Source organism: Pseudomonas sp. CCI3.1, assembly GCF_034313985.1.
In the GTDB taxonomy this organism is placed as follows: Bacteria; Pseudomonadota; Gammaproteobacteria; order Pseudomonadales; family Pseudomonadaceae; genus Aquipseudomonas; species Aquipseudomonas psychrophila.
On the sequence record NZ_JAVIWO010000001.1, the window covers coordinates 2,632,213 to 2,657,993 of the forward strand.

Here is a 25,781-nt window from a genome sequence, read left to right on the forward strand (position 1 = left end):
TTCGATATGAGCCAAGACCATGCTTCATATGCTGTTCAGTGTGTATTTGAAGATGCTGGTGCTCTACAGCCCGTTTTTCGTGCTGTCGTGCTTTATCAGCCTGACCCGGGGTTACTCAAACAAGGAACGCCGCCGCCTGGCCTGGAAAGTGGCCCTGGCAACGCTGATCTCCAGCGTACTGCTGTACCTGTTTGGACGCGCGATCTTCAATGTGTTCGGCATTACCGTCGACGCCTTCCGTATCGGCGCGGGCAGCGTGCTGTTTATCTCGGCGCTGGGCATGGCCCAAGGCAAGTCTGCCGTTCAGACCGACAACGTGCAGCAGGACGTGACCATTGTTCCGCTGACCATTCCGCTGACCGTTGGCCCCGGCACCATTGGTGCGTTGCTGGTCATGGGCGTCAGCCAGCCCCATTGGGACGACAAACTGATGGCGATCACCAGTATTGCGCTGGCGAGCCTGACGGTTGGCGTGGTGCTTTACCTCTCCAACCGAATCGAACGGATACTGGGCGAACAAGGGCTGCAGATCGTCAGCCGTTTGATGGGCCTGTTTGTCTGCGCCCTGGCGGCCCAGATCATCTTCACCGGGATCCGGGGCTACATGATCCCCTGAAACACACCGGACGGTGGGAGATCATCTTCACCGGGATCCCCCTGAAAACACACAGTGACTGTGGGAGCGAGCCTGCTCGCGCAGCGGTTCAAGACCATTTCGCGAGCAGGCTCGCTCCCACGGGGCTCAGGGCTTTTCGCCATACCAGCGCGGCGTGTACACCCACTGCGTACCATCGACCCGCGGGAACGTGCAGGTGGTCGACGACCCCACCAGCACCATCGTGCGCATATCCACCTGATCCGGCGTCAACTCGCCCAGCGTGGTCACCCGCAGGGTCTGCCCCGGGCGGCCGATATCACGGCCCAACACCACCGGCGTTTGAGGCGTACGATGACGCCTGACGATTTCCAGCGCCACGCCCAACTGCCACGGACGGGAACGGGAGATCGGGTTATAGAACGCCAGGGCCAGGTCCGCTTCGCTCGCCAGATCCAGTCGCTTTTCAATGATGCTCCACGGCTTGAGGTTGTCGGACAGCGACATCACGCAGAAGTCATGCCCCAACGGCGCTCCCGCCTGTGCCGCCGTTGCCAGCGAGGCCGACACCCCCGGCAACATCTCCAGGTCAACGCTGTGCCACTGCGGGTCCGTCGACTCGTGCAAGGCCTCAAGCACGGCCGCCGCCATGGCAAACACCCCCGGATCCCCCGAAGACACCACCACCACCGAACGACCCTGTGCCGCCAGCTCAAACGCATGGCGGGCGCGCTGCATTTCTTCGCGGTTGTCGGTGCAATGCATCACCTGATCGTCGCGAAACGGTCCGGCCATGCGCACATACGTCTCATACCCCAGCACGTCATTGGCACGCGCCAACTCGGCCTTGACCGCAGGTACCATCAGCTCGGCAGCGCCAGGGCCCAGGCCGATCACGGCCAGACGGCCACGGGCCCGACCCAGCTGCAACGGGTCCAATGGCGCGGGGGCAACGCCCAGGGACATGTCATTACCCATCTCGCGCCAGACAGCAGGCACTACCGGCTCACCCGCGCTGACAAAGCGCAGGGGCACCGCCAGTTCGAGGGCTGTTTCACGCAACGACGCGCTGGCCATCAAGGTTTCGTCGGCGACGATGCACGCCAGTGATTGCCACGCCAGCTTCGCGTCATGCAAGGCCTCGCGAATGGCCTGTGGCGACACTTCAGCAGCCACTTTCACCAGCACATTACGGGGATAGATCAGCAGTTCGTCAGCGGCCGGCTCACGCTCGGCACTGCCGATATGAATGGCCAGACGCGCCTGCTGACTTTCAGGCAACTGCGCGCTGGCCAGCCACGGGGCATCGCCTTCAATACGTACCGATTCGCCCGCCAGCAGGTCAGAGACAAAACGCTTGCCCAACTCCAGATCACCCAACGCATAACCCTGTGGAGGATTGAGCAGGCAGGTACCAAAACGCAATTCACCACTGGTGGTGATCGCAGGGGCAATGCCCAGCCCGGCAGCGATTTTCCGTGCCAGATCATTCACGCCACCCAACCCGCCCAGCAGCGGCACCACCGCGCTGGCGTCTTCGGCCACGGCCAGTACCGGCGGCTCGGCGCCCTTTTCCAACAACAGTGGCGCCAGCGTGCGGATCACAATCCCCGCCGCGCACAGCGCAATAATCGGTGTGTTCTGTTGATACAGCTCACGCAGGGTGGCGCCAAAATCGCTGTAGCCGCGATCAGCACCTTCAACCCGCCCCGTCAGGCCGTAAATAAGCGCCTCGGGGTAGCACTGTTGAATACGCTGCGCGGTGCTCAGGCTGCCATTACCCAGAATGACAATGGCTGGCGCTGGACGACTCATCCTTGCCACCGTTCGCCGGGCACGATGATCAGCGAGAAGTACGGCGAAGACATCGGTTCCACTTCGTTGAGCGGGACGATTTTCTGATTGCTCATGGTCGCGCGCTCGACATACAGCGCACGCTCGGCCAGCCCCAGTTCACCCAGCACTTCACGCACCTTATGAAAGTTGCGGCCCAGTTTCATGATCACCGCTGCATCGGCAACCGCCAGGCGCGACTTGAGTTCGTCGTGGGGCAGCACGCCCGAAAGCACCGACAGGCTCTGATTGCGATACACCAGCGGCACGCCCAGCACCGAAGCGCCACCCAGCATCGAGCACACGCCCGGCACTACCTGCGCTTCAAAACGCTGGGCCAGACGGTCATGCAGGTACATGTAGGAGCCATAGAAGAACGGGTCGCCTTCGCAGATCACCGCCACATCGCGACCGGCGTCCAGATGCACGGCCACTTCGACGGCAGCCTGATCATAGAAATCGCTGATCACTTGCTCGTACGACAACGGCTCGGGCAACACTTCAGTGGTCACTGGATACACCAGCGGCATCTGGGTTTGCTCCGCTTGCAGGTGGGCTTCGATGATGCCGAAGGCATTGCCCTTTTTGCCTTTGGCAACGAAGTACGCCACCACCGGCGACTCACGCAGCAGGCGCAAGGCTTTAACGGTAATCAGCTCCGGGTCGCCAGGGCCAACGCCCAGACCGATCAAACGTCCTGGTTGCGTCATCATTCGATCTCCGTCGCCAGTGCATTGACCGCGGCGGCGGCCATTGCGCTGCCGCCACGACGGCCTTGCATGATCACAAACGGCACGCCGCGGCTGTCTGCCGCCAGCATGGCCTTGGACTCAGCCGCGCCAACAAACCCCACCGGGAAGCCCAGGATCAGCGCCGGTTTCGGTGCTCCGGCGTCGATCATTTCCAGCAGGTAAAACAATGCAGTGGGCGCGTTGCCGATCACCACAACGCTGCCTTCCAGGTACGGGCGCCACAGCTCAAGGGCCACGGCCGAACGGGTGTTGCCCTTCTCCAGCGCCAGCTCTGGCACGCCTTCTTCACGCAGGGTACAAATCACCGGGTTGTTGGCCGGCAAGCGGGTACGGGTGACGCCTTCGGAGACCATGCGCGCATCGCACAAAATTGCAGCGCCAGCGGCCAGGGCATCGCGCCCGGCCTTGCCTGCACCCGGAGAAAAGCGCAGGTCTTCAATGGCGTCGACCATGCCGCAGGCATGAATCACCCGCACCGCGAGTTTTTCCAGATCCGCCGGGATGCTGTCCAGGTTGGCCTCGGCACGAATAATGGCGAACGAGTTGCGATAGATCTCTTGACCATCGCGGATGTAATCAATCATCGGTGTTGCTCCGTTGGCGGGCCTCAAGCCAGGCGCCTGCCGCTTCAATAGTAAGGTTGCGCTCACGCAGAACACCGAATCCCGGCTGCTCTGGGGCACGTAAATAAAGGTCGTAATGACCGGGCGCCACGGCCAGCAATGTGACCGGCGCGACATGGGCTGCCGCGCAAGAGCGCAGGCAGCCGGTCAAATGAATACTCAGCGGTTGCGACAGGTTCGCGGCCAGTTGGCGGGCGTCCTGCTTGGTGTCGGCCAGGCCTTTGGCGCAGGCGCTGGAGCCGGTGCAGGCGATCAAGTGGGCCAACGGGTTGCCCACGTCACAGCACAACCCCAAGGCGTGTAGCTGCCGCGTGACGGTCGACGCGTCTGCAGCCCGTACATTGGGCAGCAACACACTTTGCCACGGGGTAAACCGCAGCGTGCCATCGCCGTACTCGCGGGCCAGTTGTGCCAACCCCTCAAGCATGGCCGCACTCAGCCGACCCAGCGGTGGAGCGGCGCCGATATAGACCCGGTCCGTATCGCGCTGCGGGTACGTGCCGATGTGCAAGGACGCCGCGCCGGGCTCCCGCCGCCAGCTCGAAAGCGCAATGAGCGGTACCGGCAGGCGCTGTGCCAACTGCGCCATAAACGACTCGACCGGCAACTCCTTGAGCAGGTGGCGCATGCGAATGTGCTCGGGGCGGGCCAGGTCGAGGAACAGCGTGAGTACTGCCAGCACCACTGCATGCCCGTGCTCGACGGGCACGCCAGCCAGGGCCGGATCGTGTGCCGGGCAGCCCGCAAGACCAAAGGCCAGTAGCGTCTGGCCATTTAGGTCAACGGCAGACAACCAAAGGTCATGATGATGCTCAAGCATCGCCAGCGCTTCGCCGCCGTCCAGTTGCACGGCGAACTTGGCGGACAACTCGGCAAAACGCGCCGTACTTTGCAGGCTGTCGAGGACCTGACGCGCCAGAGGCCAGGTATCTATCAACAGATCACGGTCGATACCTGCCGTGGGGCTGAGCATCAGGTTGCGCACATCATCGCTGGCAGCCGTGGCGGGCCCCAGCCCTGCGTCCAGCAAGGGACCGATCAGCGCAGCATGCTGCGGGCCAACCCCTCGAATTTGCAGGTTGCCCCGGTTAGTCGCCTCGATCACACCACTGGCATAGCGCTGGCTAACATCGGCCACCGCACGCGCCTGTGCAGCCGTTATCGAACCACCGTCCAGCTTGACCCGACAGATACCGCCATCCATCGCCTGGACAATGCGCAGTAACCCCGGGCAAGCCGAAGGGCGCACAGACGTCGTGACAGGAATTTCAGGTGGCAAGGTCAATGGTCGATCCAGAGCAGGCAATGAGCTATTGCAGGTGGCGCATTATGCCTGCTTTGGACAGCCGCATGAAAAGCCTGCCGGACGGAATGAATGCACAAGGCATCTGCAGCCCGAGGCTGCGCTATCATGCGGCCTGTATTCGCGCGGTCGTGCAAACCTGCTGGCGGATGGAACATTTGGCGTTATACAAGAGGATTGGCATGTCGCCCTGGCTAACAATTGTGGGAATCGGTGAAGACGGCTTTAGCGGGCTGGGAAAAAATGCGCGTCGCACCTTGCTCGGCGCAACCACCGTATTCGGCGCCCAGCGTCAGCTCAACCTGCTGCCTGCCTGCATTCGCGCCGAACGCCAAGCCTGGCCAAGCCCGTTTTCCCTGGCGCCGGTACTGGCATTGCGCGGCCAGCCGGTCTGCGTTCTGGCCAGCGGCGACCCGATGCTGTTCGGTGTCGGCGCCAGCCTGGCGCGAGTGATTGCCAGTGATGAGATGCAGGTGCTGTCGTCACCGTCATCCTTCTCACTGGCTGCCGCCCGCCTGGGCTGGCCGCTGCAGGACGTGGTCACGCTGTCAGTGGTGGCGCGCCCGGTGGCGGCCCTCAATGCCCACCTGCACAGTGGCGTGCGCTTGCTGGTTTTGAGCAACGACGGCAAAAGCCCGGCCGCTATTGCCGCTTTGTTGCGCGAGCGTGGTTTCGGCCCCAGCCGCCTGCACGTACTGGAACACGTGGGTGGCCCCGCCGAACGGCAGGTCGAGGCCACCGCCAATGACTGGAGCGATCCGCCCATCGCCGCGCTCAATTTGATCGCTATCGACTGCCTGGCCGATGACACCGCCCAGCCGCTGTCACGCACGGGCGGGCTCCCCGACAGCGCCTTTGCCCATGATGGCCAGTTGACCAAACGCGACGTGCGCGCCATCACCCTCGCCCGCCTTGCCCCCTTGCCCGGTCAATTGCTCTGGGACGTGGGCGCGGGCAGTGGCTCCATTGGCATCGAGTGGATGCGCACGTGGCCCAGTTGTCGCACCCTGGCGATTGAAGCCGATGCCGGGCGCCAGCAATTGATTGAACACAACCGCGATGCTCTGGGCGTGCCCGGCCTGCAACTGATTCGCGGCAAGGCACCGCAAGCCCTGGCAGGACTCGAACGCCCGGACGCGGTTTTTATCGGCGGCGGCGTCACCCGCGAAGGCGTGCTCGACACCTGCTGGCAACAGCTCAAGCCCGGCGGGCGTCTGGTGGCCAATGCCGTCACTCTGCAAAGTGAAATGCTCTTGATGAGTTGGCGTGAACGCCACGGCGGCGAGCTGACACGGGTTCATATCGCTCAGGCACAACCTTTGGGCGAGTTCGACACCTGGCGCCAGGCGCTGCCTATTACTCTTCTCGACATGACCAAACCCCTCGATGCGTGACGAAACCGCCGAACAACCCGCACCGCTGCGCAGTGGCCTGACCACCGGCAGCTGCGCCACCGCCACCAGCCTGGCTGCGGCCCGCTTGCTGCTGGGCGGCGTCAGCCATGACGCGGTGGAAATCACCTTGCCCAAGGGTAAAAAGGTGCAGATGCGCCTGGAGTTCTGCCGCCTGAGTGAAGACGGCGCCGAAGCGGGCACCATCAAGGATGCGGGCGACGACCCGGACGTCACCCACGGCGCACTGCTGTACTCGCGGGTGCGCCTGCGCCCGGAACCGGGTATCGGTTTTATCGCCGGACATGGCGTCGGCACCGTGACCCGTCCGGGGCTGGTGCTGAACGTGGGCGAGCCGGCAATCAATCCGGTACCCCGCCAGATGATCACTGATCACTTGCAGCAATTGGCGGCCGAGCTGAGTTACGGCGGCGGCTTTGACGTCACCGTCAATGTTCAGGACGGTGAAGCCCTGGCCCTGAAAACCATGAATCCGCGCCTGGGTATTCTCGGCGGGCTGTCGATTCTGGGCACCAGCGGCATCGTCCGCCCGTTTTCCTGCGCCGCCTATATCGCCTCGATCCATCAAGGCATCGACGTGGCCAAAACCAATGGTTACCTGCATATCGCCGCCTGCACCGGCAATGCCAGTGAAGACACCATGCGCCGGGTATACAACCTGCCGGAAATTGCCCTGATCGAAATGGGCGACTTCGTCGGCGCGGTCCTCAAGCACCTGCGCAAAGTCCCTGTGGATAAGTTGAGCATTTGCGGCGGCTTCGGAAAAATCAGCAAACTGGCTGCCGGGCATATGGACTTGCACAGTCGCCACTCCAGCATCGACCTGCCGCAACTGGCCGAGTGGGCCGCCGCCATCGGTGCAGACAGCGCGCTGCAAGACGCCATCCGCCAGGCCAACACCAGCCAGCAGGCGCTGGCAATGGCCAGCGCAGTGGGTATCGCGCTGGGGGATGCGGTGTGCCAGCACGCACTGGATTTTGCCCGCAGCGTGGTGCCTGCCCAGGTGCAGATTGAAGTGTTTGCCATTGATCGCCAGGGCGCAATTGTTGGCCACGCAGGAGCCTTTGCATGAAGCGGATACTGTTGCTCGGTGGCGTCACCGAAGCGTTAGCCATCGCCCGCACGCTGGGCCCGCACCACGTCTACAGCCTGGCCGGAGTTGGGCGGGTGCCGACCGATCTGACCTGCGAGGTACGGGTGGGCGGTTATGGCGGTGCTGAAGGTTTGGCCCGGTACATTCGCGACGAGCGCATCGATTTGCTGCTGGACGCCACTCACCCTTACGCTGCGCAAATAAGCCAGAACGCGGCGTTGGCCGCAGCCGCCAGCGCCATCCCGTGCTGGGCCTTGCGCCGCCCCGCGTGGGTTGCGCAACCGCAGGATGACTGGCGCGAAGTGGCGGATTGGCCCGAACTGGTCCAAGCCCTCAAGCCTTTCAAGCGCCCGCTGTTTACCTTGGGCCGCGAGCCGCTGGAGCATGTGAATGAGATCCCCGAACAGCAGTTCTGGACCTTGCGCGCCCTCGACGTGTATCCCGGCAATGAACGCTGCGAAGTGATCGGCGCACGGGGCCCGTTCCTGATCGACCAGGAGCGAGCGTTGTTCGAGGGGCGGCAGATCGATGTGCTGATCAGCAAAAACAGCGGCAGCAGCGCCACCGAACCCAAGCTGGAAGTGGCCCGTGAACGCGGGGTGCCCGTGTTGATCCTCAAGCGGCCGGAGTTGGCGCAGGTGGATCGGGAGTTTTTGACGACCAAGGACGTGCTGGAGGCGTTGGCGTGGGGAAGTTATGTGTAAGTCATCCCTTTTATGAACACCCCGTTACCAGTGAGAGCTGCGGGGCGACATGCCTGCTATGCAAACGACGAGGCCTGTCAGGTATGTCTTCGCGAGCAAGCCCGCTCCCACAGAAAAGCCCTATGAGTAGTACAAAACGCACATTAGCTATACTTGCGCGACACTTCGCCACACCCGCTCTTTTTACTTACGCCGATCATTCAGGCTAAATAGCCGCCTGATCGCTTCACTCATGGAATTGCTCATGTCCCGACAACGGTTTGCATTTGCCTGGATCGCCTGCTTTGCAGTGCTGTTCAACATGCTCGCCATGTCGACAGCCGGGGCGATGAGTGACACTAAACAAGCCTCAACCGAACAGTTCATGTGGAGCAGCTTTTGCACCTCCACCGGCACCAAGATGGTCGCCGTGTCGCTGGGCCAGGTTGACGCCGGCGACAGTCAGAAAGACGATCACTCCACCATGCAGCACTGCTGGTGCTGTTCGGGCTCCGCCTCTGTCGTGGCCCTGCCCGCCCATATCCCAACGCTGTACTTTGCGGCCATCGAGCATGGTCACAGCCAGGTCCCTGACCACCTCAAACGTCCTACTCCGCGCCAGCAATGGCCAAGCCTCAACCCCCGCGCGTCGCCCCTGGTCTGATTCATCCTCGCAACCCCTTTGCGTTTTGAATCGTTCCGGAGAATTGCCATGTTGAACCTTTCCCTGTTCAAGCACGTCGTGATTGCGGCGGCTGTGTTGCTGCCTGCCTGTTTTGCCAATGCCCATGAATACAAAAGCGGCGACCTTGAAATCGCCCACCCGTGGTCGCAAGAGCTGCCGCCCAACGCTCCAACGGTGGCCGCCTATTTCGTGATCCACAACACCGGCAACAGCGCAGACCGTTTGATCAGCGTCGACACCCCCATTGCCGATAAAGCAGAACTGCATCAGCACGTGATGGAGGGCGACTTGATGAAAATGCTGCCCGTGACCAGCGTCGAAGTACCCCCCGGTGGCACGGTCACGTTTGCGCCCATGGCGTACCACGTGATGATGTTCGGCCTTAAAGACCGCGGCCTGCTGCAGGACGGCAAGCACTTCCCGCTGACCCTGCACTTTGAAAAAGCCGGCGCGGTACCGGTTCAAGTCAACGTACAGAAACAGCCCCCGGCTGACAGCATGGAACACATGCACGCCCACTAACGGCCAAGGTTCCTGCCCCCCGTGCGCGAACCTCGCGCCAGGCACTCCATGTCGCCCGTTCGCGGCAGTTGGCTGAGCCTGTTTGCCATGTTGATGATCTTTATCGGTCCGCTGATTTCACAGTCGATGCCGATGGATCATCACGACTCCATGCCAATGCCCATGTCGATGGATATGGGCATGGACATGTCTGCGCACGCCGAACATAAACAACCCTCCCCTGACCACCATGCCATCTGGGCAAAGTGCGGCTACTGCACATTATTGTTCAGTTGCCCAGCGCTCCCCGGCAGCGTGGGCCTGGCGCTGTTTGATGCGCCCGCACCCGAACGTTATCTGGCCTCCAACCCCCGACTGGGCCACGCCCGGCAACCGGTCTTCCCTGGCGCCCGCTCCCGAGCTCCGCCCGTATTCCTTTAGGCACCGACACAACATCTTCATCGAGCCAACCTGCATGCGCTGCTTAAGACAGCCGCAGGTTCCTGGCCGCGTTGTACTCGCTTGAATACTGGAATGCTTATGTCCCGTTTTACTGCTGCCTCACGTTTGCCTTTTGCCCTTAGCACCCTGTGCTGCGCAATCCTGGCGTCTACCGCTGTCGCCGACGAACATGCCGGTCACACTAATGAGCTAAGCCCTTTGGTGATTACCGCCGTCGCGCCCAGTTCGCCCCTGACCGTCGTCACCAATCCTAAAGATCCGCGCCAGCCGGTGCCCGCCAGTGATGGTGGCGATTACCTGAAAACCATCCCCGGCTTCGCCCTGATTCGCAACGGCGGCACCAACGGCGACCCGGTGTTACGTGGCATGTTCGGTTCACGCCTGAACATCCTCACCAACGGCGGCATGATGCTCGGTGCCTGCCCCGGCCGCATGGACGCGCCAACGTCCTATATCTCCCCCGAAACCTACGACAAGCTCACCGTGATCAAAGGCCCGCAAACGGTGCTTTGGGGCCCTGGCGCATCCGCGGGCACCATCCTGTTTGAACGAGAGCCCGAGCACTTCGGCGAACTGGGCACCCGGGTCAATGCCAGCCTGCTGGCCGGCTCCAACGGCCGCTTCGACAAAACCATCGATGCCGCCGCCGGGGGTCCGCTGGGTTATGTGCGGGTGATCGGCAACACCGCCCATGCCGACGACTACAAAGACGGCAATGGCGACACCGTGCCCTCGCGCTACGACAAGTGGAACGGCGATATCGCCCTCGGCTGGACCCCGGACGCCGACACCCTGCTGGAACTGACTGCTGGCAAGGGCGATGGTGAAGCCCGCTCTGCAGGCCGCGGCATGGATGGCAGCCAGTACAAGCGAGAAAGCCTGGGGCTGCGGTTTGAGAAGTCCAATATCGGCGACGTTCTCGACACGATCGAAGCCCAGATCTACTACAACTACGCCGACCATGTGATGGACAACTACACCCTGCGCACCCCGTCGGGCACCGGCATGATGGCAGGCCCGATGGCGTCCAACGTCGACCGCCGCACCCTCGGCGCACGAATCAAGGCCACCTGGCGCTGGGCTGATTACCAGTTGATCAGCGGCATCGACGCGCAAACCAACGAACACCGCAAACGCTCCGGCATGGGCATCGACACCTACAAGGATCAGAACTGGAGCAAAGATGCCGACTTCCACAACTACGGTGCTTTTGGCGAACTGACCTGGTACGCCGCCGAGCGTGACCGGGTAATCAGCGGCGCGCGGCTGGACCGAGCTTCTGCCAAGGATTACCGGGCGCGCCTGGGCTCGGGAATGATGAGCAAACCCAACCCGACCCTGGACAAAACCCGCGCCGACACCCTGCCCAGCGGCTTTGTACGCTATGAGCACGACCTGGCCGACAGCCCGACCACGCTCTACGCAGGTCTTGGCCATACCCAACGCTTCCCGGACTACTGGGAACTGTTTTCGCCCAGTTCAGGCCCGGCCGGTTCGGTGAACGCGTTCGATGCCATCAAACCCGAAAAAACCACCCAGCTCGATATGGGCCTGCAATACAAAACCCAAAACCTGGAAGCCTGGGCCTCGGTGTATGCCGGTGAAATCCGCGATTACATCCTGTTCGATTACGCCAATGGCGCGTCACAGGCACAGAACATCAACGCCCGGATCATGGGCGGTGAAGTGGGTGCTGCTTATCAGTTGACCTCCAACTGGAAGGCCGACGCCACCCTGGCCTATGCCTGGGGCAAAAACACCAGCGATGGCAAGGCACTGCCACAAATGCCGCCGCTGGATACCCGCCTCGGCCTGACCTACAGCGAAGACGACTGGAGTGCTGGCGCCTTGTGGCGAGTGGTGGCCCCCCAGGACCGCATCGACCGCAACGCGGGCAACGTCGTGGGCAAGGACTTCAACAAGAGCGCAGGTTTCGGGGTGTTCTCGCTCAATGGCGCCTACCGCATCAACAAAAACCTCAAGGTCAGCGCCGGAGTCGACAATTTGCTGGATAAAAACTACAGCGAGCACCTGAACATGGCGGGGAACGCGGGTTACGGCTACCCGGCCAACGATCCCAGGGCGATCAATGAACCGGGTCGCACGCTCTGGACCAAGGTGGATGTAAGTTTCTGATAAACCCCAGGCCCTCACCCCAACCCTCTCCCGATGGGAGAGGGCCAGGGTGAGGGGCATTGCTGACAACAACATTTTTGAACTTGCGGAGCCGCTCACATGAGCCAACCAACACCGTCTTTCTACAACCTGGCCTGGCGCTGGCATTTCTATGCCGGGCTGTTTGTCGCCCCCTTCATGATCCTGCTGGCCCTGACCGGGATTATCTACCTGTTCAAGCCCCAGCTTGACTCCCTGATGTACGACCATCTACTCAACGTGACCCCGGCCCATCACAGCCTCAGCGCCGATGAGCAGCTCAACCGCGTGAAAGCCGCTTATCCACAAGGCCACATCAGCCAGTACCTGCCGCCCATCAATCTTGAGCGCAGCGCCCAGTTCGTGCTCCACAACGGCGGGCGCGAACTCAACGTATTCATCAATCCGTACAACGGCGACGTGCTGGGCGAGCAAGACGCCAAGCTCAATCTGCAAGCCGTGGCCCGCGCACTGCATGGCGAGCTGATGATCGGCACCCTGGGCGACCGGCTAGTGGAACTGGCCGCAGGCTGGGGGGTGGTGCTGGTGGTATCCGGCCTGTACCTGTGGTGGCCACGAGGGCAATCGGCCGCCGGAATACTCTGGCCGCGCCTGAGCCGTCGCGCACGCCCGCTGTGGCGCGACTTTCACGCCGTTACCGGCTTCTGGGGCGCAGCCCTGCTGCTGTTCATGCTGATCAGCGGCATGACCTGGACCGGCTTCTGGGGCAAGCAATACGCCGACGTGTGGAACCAGTTCCCGGCAGCGATGTGGAACAACGTACCCACGTCCGATATTGAAGCCCGCAGCCTCAACACCGCCACTCGCCAAACCGTGCCCTGGGCGCTGGAAAACACACCGATGCCGGTCTCCGGTGCCCACGCCGAGCACATGGGCCACGGCGCGATGCCAAGCGGCCCTGCGGCACCGGGCATCACGTTGCAAGACGTAGTCGACACGGCCACCGCACGCAAGGTCGAACCCGGCTACAGCATCACACTGCCAACCACCGCCACTGGCGTCTTTACCGTGGCCGTCTTCGCCGACGACCCGCGCAACGATGCCACCCTGCACGTCGATCAATACACCGGCCAGGTGCTGGCGGATGTGCGCTGGCAGCATTACAGCAATGTCGCCCGTGCCACTGAAATGGGCGTGATGCTGCATGAGGGCAAACTCTTCGGCTCGCTGAACCAGATCGCAATCTTGCTGGTGTGCCTGATGATCCTCCTCAGCTCGATCAGTGGCCTGGTGATCTGGTGGAAGCGCAGGCCCCAAGGCCGTCTGGGCGTGCCGCCTCTGCGGCACGATTTACCGACCTGGAAAACGGGCGTTGCAATCATGATCGCCCTGGCAATTGTGTTCCCGCTGGTGGCGGCCTCCTTGATTGCGGTGTGGGTGCTTGATCGTTTGCTGCTGTTGATCCGCAAAAAACGCCCACGTGAGCACCTCTCATAATGCGCATGAGGCATCCGAGTGGCGCATTCCTGAGCCACTGCGATAATGGCACGTCAGTATCACGCGCGAAATAAATGTTACTGTATAACAAAAGCGTTTAAGCTCTATCACCCGCCGCCAGGAGGCAGCGGGGACACCTCTTGAAATAAGCGACTCACTGCCCCGATGAACACGTACCTTTTATCCAGTCTCTGCCTGCTGGCGATCAACAGCGCCCAGGCCGATGACAGCGCCCCTTCCCTGATGTTGCCCGCCGCGAGCATCACTGCTCCTGAAGTCGACATTGAAAGCATCGACCTCAAGACCGCCACCTCAGCCGGTTCGCGTCTGAACCTCAACAGTCTCGAAACCCCGGCCAGCGTCGAAAGCCTGACGGGCGCGCAAATCCGCGCCCGTGGCGATCGCAGTGTGCAGGACGCCGTGACACGCACCACCGGCATCAGCAACACCGGCACACCGGGCAACGGCGGCTCGTCGTACTCGGCCCGCGGCTTTGTCGGCCAGGGTTCGGTGATGCAGTTGTATGACGGGATTCGCATGTACAGCGGCGCAGGCACCGTGACCTTCCCGGTGGACGACTGGTCGGTGGAGCGCATCGACGTGCTGCGCGGCCCTGCCTCGGTGCTGTATGGCGAAGGTGCCACCGGCGCGGTGATCAACGTGATCCCGAAAAAGCCCTTCAGCGGCGAAATCGAGAACCATGTCCGCCTGGGCTACGGCTCCTACGATGCCCGCCAACAGGCACTGGACAGCGGCGGCTCGCTCACCGACACCCTGAGCTACCGGTTGAACATCAACCATATCCAGAGCAATGGCTGGATCGACCACGGCGACTCCGAAAGCACCTTTATCAGTGCCGCCCTGCGCTGGCAGGCCAACGACGACCTGGCATTCACCCTGAGCCACGACTACGGCGACCAGGAGCCGCAGAACGACTTCGGTGTGCCGCTGATCAATGGCCATTATCACAAGAGCCTGCGCGACAAGAACTACAACGTGCGTGATGCCAAGCTGCATTACAACGACCAGTGGACGCGCCTGAACACCGAATGGCAGATCAGCGACGACCTCAGCGCCAGCAACGAGCTTTATTACCTCAAGGCCCAGCGCCGTTGGCAGAACGCCGAGCGCCATGCCTGGAATGAGGACCGCCAGACCTTGCTGCGCAGCGGTTACTTCAGCATCAAGCATGAGCAGGAGCAGGTCGGCGACCGCCAGACTTTTACCCTCAACCACGACCTGTCCGGCCTCAAAAGCAGAACCCTGGTGGGGGCGGACTACAACCGTATCCACTTCAACCTGCACAGCAACTCGCCGTATACCGATGTGAATACAAACGGCCAGCCGATCGACCTGTACCACCCGGATCGTGGCCAATTCGAAAGCCGCTCGCCGTACCTTGACCAGTTCAAGACCACGACCCAGCAGGTCTCGCTGTTTGCCGAAAACCGCACCGAACTGACCGATCAGCTGTCGCTGGTAACGGGAGTACGCCGCGATATCGTGCATCTGGACAACGATAACCTGGTCAAAGACACGCGCAGCGATCGCAGTCTGTCGGCCAATAGCTGGAAAGTCGGGCTGGTGTATGAGTTGACGCCGGACATGTCGATCTATGCCCAGCAGGCCACCAGTGTTGACGGTGTGGCCGGGCTGATCAGCCTCTACCCGGACGAGCAGGGCTTTGACCTGGCCCGCGCCCGCCAGACCGAAATCGGCTTCAAGCAGATGTTCTGGGACCAGCGCGGCGAATGGACAGTGGCGGCTTATCACATCGTCAAGAAAGACCTGATCACGGCCGACCCGAACAATCCGGGCATCTCGCAACAAGTGGGCGAACAGTCCTCCAGTGGTCTGGAAGCCAACCTTGATCTGCAACTGCCCCATCGCTGGCAGCTACAGGCCAATGCCTCGGTGGTACGCGCCCAATACGACACATTCGATGAAAACGTGAACGACGTGGCCGTCTCTCGCAAAGGCAACCGCCCCACCGACGTGCCGCGCCGTACCGCCAACCTGTGGTTGAGCAAGGCCGTTACCGATGACGTGAACGCCGGCGCCGGCGTGCGCTATGTCGACTCGCGTTATGCCGATTACGCCAACACCGTCGAGCTGCCGAGCTACACCGTGGTAGACGCCACCGTCAGCTGGAAAGCGCTGCCTAAAACCACCCTGGGCGTGCGCCTGAACAATTTGTTCAACCGCCAGTACGCCGTAACCCAATACAATAACGGCCAGCAGTGGATCATGGGCGAACCGCGCTCGCTCTTCGTGACCGCTGATTACGCCTTTTAACCCAATCTGTGCACTTCAACCGTGGGAGCGAGCCTGCTCGCGAAAAGCATTCGCGAGCAGGCTCGCTCCCACAGGGGCGCCTTGATCGCAAACAGAGTCTCTGCACAGCTCCAGGCAGCACACCACATTCTCAACATTGGCCAACCCGGATTTTTATGACCCGCCTCACCCTCACCCAACTCGCCTGGACCCCTCTGGGCCACGGCCATTGTCACCACCAGTTCCAGCTGCGTGATGCCAACCTGCACGTCGCGGCGGGTGAGTTCGTGGGGTTGATCGGGCCTAACGGCAGCGGCAAGACCAGCCTGTTGCGCTGCGCTTATCGCTTCAGCAAACCCGAGGCGGGCGAGGTCCACTTGGGCCCGCACAACCTCTGGCAGCAATCGCCCCGCTGGTGTGCCCGGCGCATCGCGGTGGTGTTGCAGGAATTCCCCGACGCCTTTGGCCTGACCGTCGATGAAGTGGTCGCCATGGGCCGAACCCCGCACAAGGGCCTGTTCGACGGCGACACCGAGGCCGACCGCCAACTGGCCAAAAACGCTCTGCAGTCAGTGGGTCTCAGCGGCTTTGAAGACCACGCTTTCGCCACCCTCTCGGGGGGTGAAAAACAGCGCGTGATCCTAGCCCGAGCCCTGACCCAGCAACCTGAACTGCTGATCCTCGATGAGCCGACCAATCACCTCGACCCGCGCTATCAGCTGGAGCTGCTGCAACTGGTCAAGCGCCTGAAGATCGGCACCCTGGCCAGCATTCATGACCTCAACCTGGCCGCCGCGTTTTGCGACCGGCTGTACGTGATCAACCACGGCAAGATCATCGCCAGCGGCACCCCGCGCGAAGTGCTGACCGTCGAACTGCTGCGCGATGTCTTTGGCGTGGCGGCCTTGATCGACGATCACCCGCTGTCCGGCTACCCGCGAATTACCTGGATAACCCAACCATGAAGCTGATCCGCCTAGCACTCGGCCTTTGCGCATTACTGGGTGCCCAGCTGACCCTGGCTGACACCACGCAGTACCCGCTGACGATCAAGAGCTGCAACCGCGAGGTGACCTTTACCCACGCCCCGGAACACGCAGTCAGCCACGACATCAACATGACCCAGATGATGCTCGCCCTGGGCCTCAAGCCGCACATGGCCGGCTACAGCGGCATCAGTGGCTGGAAGGCGGTAACGCCCGAGATGAAAGTGATCCTCGATGGCCTGCCGGAACTGGCAAGCAAATACCCGTCGGTAGAAACCCTGCTCAACGCCAACGTCGACTTCTTCTTTGCGGGCTGGGATTACGGCATGCGCGTTGGCGGCGACCTCACCCCGCAAACCCTGACCCCGCTGGGCATCAATGTTTACGAGCTGACAGAGTCCTGCGCCTTTGTGATGAAGCGCCCGGCCGCCAGCATGCAAGACACCTACAACGACCTGCGCAACCTGGGCAAAATCTTCAATGTGCAAGACCGCGCCACGGCACTGATCGTGCAGATGCAACAAAAAATCGCCGAGGTGCAAACCTCTTTGCCCGCCACAAAACCCCGGGTGTTTTTGTACGACAGCGGCGAAGACCGCGCCATGACCTCGGGCAAGCTCGGCATCCCCCACGCCCTGATCGAAGCAGCAGGCGGCAATGACATCCTCAGCGACATCGACGCCAGTTGGACTCGCATCAACTGGGAAACCGTGGTCGAGCGCAACCCCGAAGTCATCGTGATCGTCGACTACAGCGAAGTCAGCGCCGAGCAAAAACAGCACTTCCTCCAGACCAACCCCGCGCTGCAATCGGTCGACGCCATCCGCAACAACCGTTTTATCGTGATCCCTTACGTGCAGGCCACGCCGGGCATCGATAACGTGCTGGCAATAGAAACCATGGCCAAAGGTTTCCACCCACAATGATGGCTCGTCGCTACGCCTTGTTGCTGATCGGCCTCGGCGCACTGCTGCTGGTGTCGTGTGTGGTGTCCCTGGGCTTTGGTCCGGCGCGGGTGCCCGTGGACGTGGTGTGGCACATTTTGCTTAACAAACTGTTCGGCCTGTGCGAGGTGAGCTGGAGCGCTGGCCAGGAACATATCGTGTGGCTGATCCGGGTGCCGCGCATGCTGCTCGGGGCCTTGGTCGGCGCCGGCCTGGCACTGATCGGCGCAGTGCTGCAAGCGGTCACGCGCAACCCGCTGGCCGACCCGCATCTACTTGGCGTCACCAGCGGTGCCACCTTGGGCGCGGTGATTGTGGTGCTGCACGTGGGTGAAATCGTCGGCCTGCTGACCCTGCCCATCGCTGCGTTTATCGGGGCCTTGCTGAGCATGCTGCTGGTACTGGCCATCGCCAGCCGTCATGGGCGCCTGGACAGTGACCGCCTGTTGTTGTGCGGGGTTGCGGTGTCATTTGTGATGATGGCCGTCGCCAACACACTGCTGTTTTTGGGCGACCATCGCGCCAGCTCCGCCGTGCTGTTCTGGATGCTCGGCGGCCTGGGACTGGCGCGCTGGGAACTGCTGGCAATCCCCAGCGCCAGCGTGCTGCTGGGGCTGGTGTTACTGCTGGGCATGGCCCGCCCGCTGAACGCCCTCATGGCCGGTGAGCAAACCGCTGTCACCCTGGGCCTGAATGCGCGCAACGTGCGGCTGCGGGTATTTTTGATCGCCTCGCTGATGACTGGCGTCTTGGTTGCCATCAGCGGTTCGATTGGCTTTGTCGGCCTGATGATCCCGCACATCGCACGGCGCCTGGTGGGCGCCGAACACCGGCGCCTGCTGCCGGTATCCGCCTTGTTGGGCAGTGTGTTTCTGGTGTGGGTCGACGTCGCTGCCCGTACCTTGATCGCCCCCGAAGACTTGCCCATCGGCGTCGCCACGGCAGCGATTGGTGGTCTGTTCTTTATTGGCCTGATGCGTAAACGTTAAAGCTCATCGCGTACCGGCCCCACCTTTAACTGCGCCACCGGCGTACCGGGGGTCACCCCTTCATAGTCAAACGAAAGCGGTTGAGTCGACACCGTCAGGTGCGTGTCGACTGCCCCGGCTCGCGGCCAGGTAGCGCTGGGTTCCAGCACCTGTAAAACGCCCGAATTGAGCACCTGGGTCAGCAGATCCTCGGGGTTGCTCGGTGTTCGGGTTGGAGCATTGTTTTCAATGAAGTAGCGCTCGTAGGTGAAACTGGCGCCACTGACATACTCACACAACCGGTCATTAGCCTCCTTGCTCCCCCGGGTGTACTTCAACAACGCACCGTCGTCGGTCGTGAGGTACAGATCATCCAGGCTCGCGTCGTTCAGTTGCCGGTGAAGGGTTCGCGTGGCGTAGCAAATGTCGACCGGCCAAAACATGTTTTTAAGCAGATTGGTTTCGACAGGGCTACCCGCCGATTGCCCGTTTACATCACGGGCAAAATGCAGGCTATTGATTGAATAGCCCGTCGGCAAAATTGCTTTGGCAGCCATCAGGTTCGGTATCGACAAATGGGTGTTGAGGATCATCTGCGCCACATTGACCGGCTCGCCGTTTTCCACTGATTGCAACGCCACGCAGGTGTCGTAGGCCCGATGGCGTAAAACACCGCCCATCACACTCCCGGTCTGCGCACGCTTGAGGTGCAAATGCTCATACCGCGCCGCATCATCGGGGTGGCTGAATACAGGGCTCATAGCGAACAGGCGGATACTCCTGGCGGCCGCGCTGGGCACCTCCAGCCCAAAGGGGCGCCATGTGGGCGATACGCGACCCGGGTTGAGCCAGAGCGGGTTGGTTTTGATCACCTGTAGATCCCCTGCCATCGCAACACGGCGCACATAGTCCAGTGGCGTCAATTTAAGCGTCATGAGTTGATTGAGTGTGGTCTGGCCCCCGTTCTGGAACACACCGGTGGACAGCTGTGTCGCTGCCGAGCGGTCCAGATAGCGCAACAGCGCCCCGTCGCTGGTGGATAAGTAGAGCACCGCAGTAGCAGGAACCACTGCGTTCTGCTCCTTGATGCTGTCACTGAGTATCAACCCCTGCGCCATATGCACCGGGGACACAAACCCTTCATAGATCCTGCGGGTGTTCATGCCTTCCACCTGAGGCGGCATTTTAGGCGCGGCCACATACACCCCTTGAAAGGTGAACCCGGGGGGCAGGTTGAATTGGCCGTCCAACCCATCCAGTGGAAACAGTCGATTCAAGGTAAATGGCTCATCTGGGACCGGCAGAGTCGCCACGTATTCATTGCTGTGGGGGTTGCCGAGGATCAAGCCGTACTGAGCCGCTTCACCATGAACCATTCGTTCATGGGTATAGCGCATGGCATCTTGCAACTGACTGAACACAGGGCCCAGGGCAGGTTGTCGAATCGTCCCGCCAGACGGAGCTGGCCGTGCATTCGGAGTGAAATCTGACGTTACCTGCCCCGCTGTCCCCCACAGTGTGCTGCCCACCACCACCTGCAGATCCCCGGCCCGCGCGACCCGGCGGATGTATTCACTGGGTTTGAGAGCGTTGGCCCGCATCGCCATGTTGATCGCGTTTTTACGCACCTGCTCAGGGTGCTCGACAGGGGCCACTATCTGCTTGCGCAGTAAATGTTCGCTCACCGAGTCGCTGGGCGTGTACTTGAGCAGCGTGCCATCCCGAGCCGAAAAATAACGGCTGGGTGCCCACTCCCGGTCCCTGATCGCGGCGTTCAACTCATGGGGCTCAAGCATGGTTTGAAACAGCTGCTCTTCAGCCGCCGTTCGCCATAGCTGCAAAGGATGCACCCGGTGCGTGTGATACACCGCAACCACCGAGCAACCGTGAGGCGTGAGTGCAATCAGCTCCGGGGGGATGACGCATGTCGGATCGAAGGTCTCGTTATGGCAAGCCAGGGGCTCGGTTGCGACGAAGCGGTTGTCCAGCCGTTGATAGATCAGCCCGCCGTAAACCTTATCGTCGCGACGGGCAATTTTTTCGTGGGCATCGCGCGCAGCATCATCCGCCGAAAGAAAGGACGGCCCCAGCGCCCGGCGACTGAACCCCTGGTAAGGCTCCCAGGTGGGCTTTACCCGCCCGGACCGACTCCATAAATCACTGGTATGCAGCACGCTCAGCTCGCCTGCGCTGGCCACGTGGCGGATATAGGCAAGGGTTGTCGTCATGCCACCCAGCAGCTCGCGCTCAATGGCCAGCCCCGGCCCTTCGCTTTTTGGCAAATACGCTGAAAATGCCGTTTCAGCAGTGGCAAATCTCGAGACGTACCTCAAGACAGCACCGTCGCGGGTGCAGATAAAGAGCGGCACCGCCCGCCCACGCGAAGCTCCGGCAAATGCTTGTGCTGCGTTGATCCCGCGGACCAACGTCCCAGGGGCCACAAAATGTTTGAACAGCGAAGGCTGCTGCGCAGGCATCAGGCTTGGATCACGGTAAAAACCATCGCTGCAATAAAAGCTTGCCACTTGGTACTGCTCTGGCATCGGTAATGGATGGGTGGCCGTCGGCGGAAAAATCTTCGACAACGAAAAATCCAAGTCCCCCGTCACCGGTTCAGAAGCCACAAAAATAGGTCGGGTTTTATGTTTGAGGATCACCCCGAACACGGGCTCGCTGGTTTGATTTACCCGGGCCCGCACTTCTTTGACCGCCTGTTCCAGGCTGTCGTTAATAGGTCCAAATGCCGGCTGTTGAACAATCACAGGGGCAATATCCAAAGATTGGGTGGGCGCATACACCTTGAAGTCAGATTGCACCCGGCCGACTTTTCCACCCCAGACTTCCGTGGCCTGGATCACCCTTAATCGGCCCATGCTGGCCGCCGCCTGCACGAACTCTGCGATGGTTTCAAAGGTGATTTTACCGGCCAGGGTATCGAGTGCTATTCGCTCGACAAGCGCATTTTCCAGGGCCGAGCCGCTGGGTATGTACTTGATCAGCGAACCGTTTACACCCGATAAATAATGCGCGGGGGCAAAATTGGCATTTAGACGGTTGAGCACCATGTCCGTCGAAGAAAAGGCATTGATCGACGTGTAAATGTCTTCTGGGCTCCAGTGCTTGAAACCGCTCTTTAACCGGTCATAGTCCGCCGGATGAGAGTGGTAGAGAGCGGCACAGGCATAACCCGGCGGGCTGATGAACTCCCCTGCGCTGTTGGTTGAGATCACCAGCGTAGGGTCGAAGGAGTCGGTTTTTCCTCGCACCGGGCGCGTCGCAAAGTAGCGGCCTTCGGCGTCCGTCAAGATAGCCCCGCCATACTCCACAGAACGATAATCACCAATCAATTGATGGGCAAAGCGCGCGGCGTCGTCGGCATTGATAAAGGGCGGACTCAAGGTCGGTAACGAGACGTGTATGTTGGGGCGTGCATGCCGTTTATCACGGCCGTCAGTCTGTTCCATGGCACTGGCTTCCTTTATGAAAAGAAGGGCGAAAAAATTGCGCCCTCCTTTCATAGTCCCGCCAGCCACCGCGTTACGGGCTGTACATAGTTAGTAGCCTAGAGTTCATCTCTGTTTGTAGCCTGGGGCCTGGCCCAGGACGCACTGGTTGACGGTCCGTATTGGGCGGTCCACGAACCTACATCCTGCTTCCAGCCGGGCGTCACCCAGCTGATTGCCGGCCAGTCACGACTGGTCTGAACCACAATCAGTTCACCGGCCTGAAGCAATGCTTTGAGGTACTCATCTTCTGTCTCGCGCCCTGTGTCGAGCTGCTGTTGATGGACGTACTGGTTGTCCCAGTAATCCGACCCCCTCACGCGTTCACACAGGTCATCTTCGGCCTTGCCCCGGCGACGTACGTATTTCAACAACGCGCCGTCATTACCCGACACGTAACCGATCTCCAGCGCAAACCCCAGGCGAGGCAGGCTCTTGGTCATGTAGCAAATATCACTCGGCCAAAAGACGTTATCCATCCACTCGCTTACACCGTGCTTGGCATAGACGGGCGTTCGAGGGCGGTGCGCGTAATAGACCGCCCAAGGGGCAAAACCGGGGGGAAAAATCGGCAGTGGTCGATTGCTGCTGGTGCCCTGTTCAAACAGCGCATTTAAAAAGATTCGATCCTGGCCATTTACCACAACCCCATTGGTTAAAGGCTCTACAGCCACATAAAGGTTTTTGACCGACGAGCGCAACATCGCCCCCATCACATCCTGTGCATGGGGGTGCGGCAGGCGTCGATGGCAATACAGAGCTGCATCATCGATATGGTTAAACACCGGGCCCAGGCTCAGTACATTGGCCCGCGAACCGCTGCCGATCGGTATCTCGAAAGCGTTGGGGCGCCATGCTGTGGTCACCCGCCCCACAGTGGCCCACAGGCTGCTCGACAGCAGCACCTGCAGCTCGCCACTGCCTGCCACATGCCTCACATACTCCGTGGGCCTGATCTTGCCGGAGATCAAACCGCCCAGCATTGAAGACTGGGACGAGAAAGGTCCGTCCAGATCCAGCAGCGGATTACGCCCCCCGGCGCGATAACTCAAGAGAGCGCCTTCGCGGGTCGAGATATACAGCAGCGGGTAAGCCGATCCCCTGGGCAAGTCATCTCGAACAGTGCTCATGAGCACTGCACTGTCGGCCAGGTCTTTGGGCGCAATAAAATCGGCGTATACACTCCCCGGCACCCGTTCTGCAGGCTCATTAGGGGCCGCTATATACACCGAGTAGCAGGCGAATCCGGCAGGCAGGTTGTGCACCTGAGTACCGGATAAAAGAGGAAATAGAGTGGATAACAGGATCGAGTTGCTGTCAGCCAAAGTCGGTTCGGTAGCGATGTACTCATCGTCGCGAAGGCTTTTCAAGATAACGCCAAACTGGCGACCGTCACGCGTGCCCATACGTTCATGGGCATAGCGCATGGCATCCAGTGCCTGGGTGAAGATAGGGCTGAACGCCGGCTGGATTTTCGACGTGTAGACCCTGGCTCTAGGCTGGGCCGGCTTCCACAGTGGCGTCACTTTGCCCCGCTCGCCCCATAAGGCACTGCCCACCACCACGCGCAACCCGCCCACACGGCTCACCTGGGCCACGTATTCGGTGGGTTTGAGAACGTTGGCGCGCAACTTGACGTGCATCGAATTGTTGAGGGCTTGCTCCGGGTGTTCTCTGGGCGGCGAGATCAACGCCATGAAGTCTGTTTCAAGGGGCGATCCGCTGGGTGTGTACTTGAGCAGTACGCCGTCCCGGGTGGATAAATAGCGTGACGGGGCCCATTCCCGCTCCTTGATTGCGGTACACAGCTCATGGGGATAAAACATGCTCTGGTTCAACTGCTCTTCAACCGGCGAACGCCACAGGCGCAACGGCTCAACTCGATGAGACTGGTAGACCGCCACCACGGCTGCGCCGTGCGGCGTAAATGACAGCAGCTCCGGGGGAATCACTCGTTGTGGATCAAACACCCGGGTATGCACTGCCAGTGGCAGCGTGGCGAAAAAGCGGTTATCCAGGCCCTGAAAAATCAACCCTCCATAGACCGCATCGACCCGCCCGGCAATCTGCTCATGGGCATAACGTGCGGCGTCGTCGGCGCTGATAAACGAAGGGCTCAGGGTGCGTCGCATAAAGCCCAGGAAGGGCTGCCAGTGGGTCTGGACCCGGCCGGTTCTACTCCAGAGTTCGCTGGTACGCACAACACTCAATTCACCGGCATGGGCCAGTAGATGGATATATGAAAGGGTTTTTTCGACATCGGCCAGCAGGTTCCTGATCAACTCCATGCCGCCGCCCTCAGCCTCGGACAACGTGGCGAAGAGGGTTTTTTCATCCGCCGAGTACCGGGACACATACTTGAGCATCGCGCCATCACGGGTGCCGATAAACAGGGGCAAAGCCCGGTGTTCCAACGGTTGGCCCACTAACCGGGCAACCTCAATCCCTTTTTCCAGAGACACCGGGTGCATGAAGTTTTTGAACAGCGAAGCCTGCTCTGCGGGAATCAGCGTCGGGTCGCGGTACTCACCGTCACAGCCATACAAGGCAAAGAGCTCATAGCCCGCCAGCAGTGCCGGCTTGTTGTCCGCGGACTTGATAAACACTCGAGCCAGAGAGAAATCCATCGGCCCGGTGACCGGTTCGCACACCACAAACTCATTGCGTTGAGCATGCTTGAGAATCACCCCGAAGTGTTCATCCGCCGTTAGATCCATACGCGTTCGGACGTAATCCAGAGCCAGTGCCTGGCTGGTAACGATCGGCCCGAAAGCAGGCCGCTGCACACTCACGCGGCCCATATCCAACGAGTTCAAGGCGGCCGCTACTTCAAACGTCTTGTCCAGCGGACCGACCCTATTGCCCCACAACTCGCTGGACTGAATCACGCTGACCGTCCCAAGACTGATCAAAATATGTACAGCCTTGGCCAACGTATCAATCGCTTCATGGGCATGATCCCGAGCTCGGGCCAGGAGCTCGGCGATTTTCTTTTCCTCATCGGAGCCGCTGCATTCGTACTTGATCAGAGAGCCATTGAGTCCCGACAAATAACTGACCGGGGCAAAGCTGGCCATTCGCAGCATGTCGTAAATATCCACAGGCGAGAAAAAATTGACCCGCCTGAAACTGTCTTCACTGGGCCAACCCTCAAAGAGCACTTGAGCCTGCCCATAGGTGTCGGCATGGGAGTGATAGAAAGCGACGCAGGTGTACCCCGGCGGATGCTTGAACCTGCCCAGTTTATTGGTGGACATGACGCGCTCGGGTCTGAACAGGGCCGCGGCCCCCTTCAGCGGGCGTGTCGCGTAAAACTGCCCCTGTGTATTTTTTAAAATCGCCCCGCCGTATTGAACGTCGCGATGATCGCCAATCAACTCGTGGGCAAATCGTGCCGCGTCGTCAGCGCTCACGAACGGCGGGCTCAAGGTGGGGAGCGATACGCTGACATCGGGGGCCGCCCAGCCGGGCGGGGGAATATCTGAAAGGTCCATGGAGAGTGGTCTCATGCTGGTGGAAGATCGACTTCCATCCTTCGCTTCATGGTCTGCT

The 25,781-nt window shown here is 60.9% G+C and carries 19 protein-coding genes; 13 read left to right on the top strand and 6 right to left on the bottom strand.

Features of this window, described 5'->3' with window-relative positions; all coding sequences use genetic code 11:
- The first annotated feature begins 19 nt into the window (after positions 1-19).
- The gene (locus RGV06_RS12030; protein WP_019826862.1) at positions 20-616 is read left to right on the top strand and encodes a MarC family protein; all 597 of its coding nucleotides are present in this window, start codon (positions 20-22) and stop codon (positions 614-616) included.
- Between the two features lie 126 nt (positions 617-742).
- Here RGV06_RS12030 and cobJ read toward each other — a convergent pair whose 3' ends face one another.
- Genes cobJ through cobG form a run of 4 tightly spaced genes read right to left on the bottom strand, consistent with a single transcriptional unit; the run spans position 743 to position 5,088 of the window.
- Positions 743-2,410: a precorrin-3B C(17)-methyltransferase gene (cobJ, locus tag RGV06_RS12035; RefSeq protein ID WP_322150078.1), complete on the bottom strand. Its 1,668-nt coding sequence runs from the start codon at positions 2,408-2,410 to the stop codon at positions 743-745.
- A complete protein-coding gene (locus RGV06_RS12040) occupies positions 2,407-3,141 on the bottom strand; it encodes a precorrin-2 C(20)-methyltransferase (RefSeq protein ID WP_173667384.1) in 735 nt (244 codons plus the stop codon). The genes cobJ and RGV06_RS12040 overlap by 4 nt, the downstream gene beginning before the upstream one ends.
- Positions 3,138-3,764: a precorrin-8X methylmutase gene (locus tag RGV06_RS12045; RefSeq protein ID WP_046810051.1), complete on the bottom strand. Its 627-nt coding sequence runs from the start codon at positions 3,762-3,764 to the stop codon at positions 3,138-3,140. Before RGV06_RS12045 ends, RGV06_RS12040 begins: the two co-directional genes overlap by 4 nt.
- On the bottom strand, positions 3,757-5,088 hold the full coding sequence (cobG, locus tag RGV06_RS12050) for a precorrin-3B synthase (protein ID WP_322150080.1): 1,332 nt from the start codon (positions 5,086-5,088) through the stop codon (positions 3,757-3,759). The genes RGV06_RS12045 and cobG overlap by 8 nt, the downstream gene beginning before the upstream one ends.
- Before the next feature lie 200 nt (positions 5,089-5,288).
- Here cobG and RGV06_RS12055 point away from each other — a divergent pair, with 200 nt between their 5' ends.
- From RGV06_RS12055 to RGV06_RS12110, 12 genes are all read left to right on the top strand, one after another.
- On the top strand, positions 5,289-6,500 hold the full coding sequence (locus tag RGV06_RS12055) for a bifunctional cobalt-precorrin-7 (C(5))-methyltransferase/cobalt-precorrin-6B (C(15))-methyltransferase (RefSeq protein ID WP_019826856.1): 1,212 nt from the start codon (positions 5,289-5,291) through the stop codon (positions 6,498-6,500).
- Positions 6,493-7,590 carry a cobalt-precorrin-5B (C(1))-methyltransferase gene (locus RGV06_RS12060; protein WP_019826854.1) on the top strand — a complete coding sequence of 366 codons (1,098 nt, stop codon included), beginning with the start codon at positions 6,493-6,495 and terminating at the stop codon, positions 7,588-7,590. The genes RGV06_RS12055 and RGV06_RS12060 overlap by 8 nt, the downstream gene beginning before the upstream one ends.
- Entirely contained in the window at positions 7,587-8,315 is a 729-nt protein-coding gene (locus RGV06_RS12065) for a cobalt-precorrin-6A reductase (protein WP_322150081.1), read from the top strand. The genes RGV06_RS12060 and RGV06_RS12065 overlap by 4 nt, the downstream gene beginning before the upstream one ends.
- Before the next feature lie 244 nt (positions 8,316-8,559).
- Positions 8,560-8,958 (top strand): DUF2946 domain-containing protein, encoded by a 399-nt coding sequence (locus tag RGV06_RS12070; protein WP_046810048.1) that lies wholly within the window; start codon positions 8,560-8,562, stop codon positions 8,956-8,958.
- A 48-nt stretch (positions 8,959-9,006) separates the two neighbouring features.
- A complete protein-coding gene (locus RGV06_RS12075) occupies positions 9,007-9,501 on the top strand; it encodes a copper chaperone PCu(A)C (RefSeq protein WP_048352204.1) in 495 nt (164 codons plus the stop codon).
- Between the two features lie 48 nt (positions 9,502-9,549).
- Complete coding sequence (locus RGV06_RS12080) at positions 9,550-9,921, top strand: DUF2946 domain-containing protein (RefSeq protein WP_048352205.1); 372 nt, start codon at positions 9,550-9,552, stop codon at positions 9,919-9,921.
- 99 nt (positions 9,922-10,020) lie between these two features.
- A complete protein-coding gene (locus tag RGV06_RS12085; protein WP_019826846.1) occupies positions 10,021-12,078 on the top strand; it encodes a TonB-dependent copper receptor in 2,058 nt (685 codons plus the stop codon).
- Positions 12,079-12,177: 99 nt separating this feature from the next.
- The gene (locus RGV06_RS12090; RefSeq protein ID WP_322150084.1) at positions 12,178-13,554 is read left to right on the top strand and encodes a PepSY-associated TM helix domain-containing protein; all 1,377 of its coding nucleotides are present in this window, start codon (positions 12,178-12,180) and stop codon (positions 13,552-13,554) included.
- Positions 13,555-13,719: 165 nt separating this feature from the next.
- Complete coding sequence (locus RGV06_RS12095) at positions 13,720-15,849, top strand: TonB-dependent receptor (RefSeq protein ID WP_322150086.1); 2,130 nt, start codon at positions 13,720-13,722, stop codon at positions 15,847-15,849.
- A 155-nt stretch (positions 15,850-16,004) separates the two neighbouring features.
- Complete coding sequence (locus RGV06_RS12100) at positions 16,005-16,793, top strand: ABC transporter ATP-binding protein (RefSeq protein WP_019826841.1); 789 nt, start codon at positions 16,005-16,007, stop codon at positions 16,791-16,793.
- Entirely contained in the window at positions 16,790-17,740 is a 951-nt protein-coding gene (locus tag RGV06_RS12105; RefSeq protein ID WP_019826840.1) for an ABC transporter substrate-binding protein, read from the top strand. Before RGV06_RS12100 ends, RGV06_RS12105 begins: the two co-directional genes overlap by 4 nt.
- Positions 17,737-18,747, top strand: a complete 1,011-nt coding sequence (locus RGV06_RS12110; protein WP_322150087.1) for a FecCD family ABC transporter permease — start codon at positions 17,737-17,739, stop codon at positions 18,745-18,747. The genes RGV06_RS12105 and RGV06_RS12110 overlap by 4 nt, the downstream gene beginning before the upstream one ends.
- Here RGV06_RS12110 and RGV06_RS12115 read toward each other — a convergent pair.
- Positions 18,744-22,190 carry a DUF4329 domain-containing protein gene (locus tag RGV06_RS12115; protein WP_322150089.1) on the bottom strand — a complete coding sequence of 1,149 codons (3,447 nt, stop codon included), beginning with the start codon at positions 22,188-22,190 and terminating at the stop codon, positions 18,744-18,746. The genes RGV06_RS12110 and RGV06_RS12115 overlap by 4 nt on opposite strands.
- Before the next feature lie 98 nt (positions 22,191-22,288).
- On the bottom strand, positions 22,289-25,723 hold the full coding sequence (locus tag RGV06_RS12120; RefSeq protein ID WP_322150091.1) for a DUF4329 domain-containing protein: 3,435 nt from the start codon (positions 25,721-25,723) through the stop codon (positions 22,289-22,291).
- Positions 25,724-25,781 lie beyond the last annotated feature (58 nt).

What these genes read in the sequence shown, in the direction of transcription:
- RGV06_RS12085 (WP_019826846.1), top strand. Translation starts at nt 10,021, where the DNA reads ATGTCCCGTTTTACTGCTGCCTCACGTTTGCCTTTTGCCCTTAGCACC.
- RGV06_RS12030 (WP_019826862.1), top strand. Translation starts at nt 20, where the DNA reads ATGCTTCATATGCTGTTCAGTGTGTATTTGAAGATGCTGGTGCTCTAC.
- RGV06_RS12065 (WP_322150081.1), top strand. Translation starts at nt 7,587, where the DNA reads ATGAAGCGGATACTGTTGCTCGGTGGCGTCACCGAAGCGTTAGCCATC.
- RGV06_RS12045 (WP_046810051.1), bottom strand. Translation starts at nt 3,764, where the DNA reads ATGATTGATTACATCCGCGATGGTCAAGAGATCTATCGCAACTCGTTC.
- RGV06_RS12055 (WP_019826856.1), top strand. Translation starts at nt 5,289, where the DNA reads ATGTCGCCCTGGCTAACAATTGTGGGAATCGGTGAAGACGGCTTTAGC.
- RGV06_RS12115 (WP_322150089.1), bottom strand. Translation starts at nt 22,190, where the DNA reads ATGGAACAGACTGACGGCCGTGATAAACGGCATGCACGCCCCAACATA.
- cobJ (WP_322150078.1), bottom strand. Translation starts at nt 2,410, where the DNA reads ATGAGTCGTCCAGCGCCAGCCATTGTCATTCTGGGTAATGGCAGCCTG.
- RGV06_RS12110 (WP_322150087.1), top strand. Translation starts at nt 17,737, where the DNA reads ATGATGGCTCGTCGCTACGCCTTGTTGCTGATCGGCCTCGGCGCACTG.
- RGV06_RS12070 (WP_046810048.1), top strand. Translation starts at nt 8,560, where the DNA reads ATGTCCCGACAACGGTTTGCATTTGCCTGGATCGCCTGCTTTGCAGTG.
- RGV06_RS12080 (WP_048352205.1), top strand. Translation starts at nt 9,550, where the DNA reads ATGTCGCCCGTTCGCGGCAGTTGGCTGAGCCTGTTTGCCATGTTGATG.
- RGV06_RS12100 (WP_019826841.1), top strand. Translation starts at nt 16,005, where the DNA reads ATGACCCGCCTCACCCTCACCCAACTCGCCTGGACCCCTCTGGGCCAC.
- RGV06_RS12105 (WP_019826840.1), top strand. Translation starts at nt 16,790, where the DNA reads ATGAAGCTGATCCGCCTAGCACTCGGCCTTTGCGCATTACTGGGTGCC.
- RGV06_RS12090 (WP_322150084.1), top strand. Translation starts at nt 12,178, where the DNA reads ATGAGCCAACCAACACCGTCTTTCTACAACCTGGCCTGGCGCTGGCAT.
- RGV06_RS12040 (WP_173667384.1), bottom strand. Translation starts at nt 3,141, where the DNA reads ATGATGACGCAACCAGGACGTTTGATCGGTCTGGGCGTTGGCCCTGGC.
- RGV06_RS12075 (WP_048352204.1), top strand. Translation starts at nt 9,007, where the DNA reads ATGTTGAACCTTTCCCTGTTCAAGCACGTCGTGATTGCGGCGGCTGTG.
- RGV06_RS12095 (WP_322150086.1), top strand. Translation starts at nt 13,720, where the DNA reads ATGAACACGTACCTTTTATCCAGTCTCTGCCTGCTGGCGATCAACAGC.
- RGV06_RS12060 (WP_019826854.1), top strand. Translation starts at nt 6,493, where the DNA reads ATGCGTGACGAAACCGCCGAACAACCCGCACCGCTGCGCAGTGGCCTG.
- RGV06_RS12120 (WP_322150091.1), bottom strand. Translation starts at nt 25,723, where the DNA reads ATGGACCTTTCAGATATTCCCCCGCCCGGCTGGGCGGCCCCCGATGTC.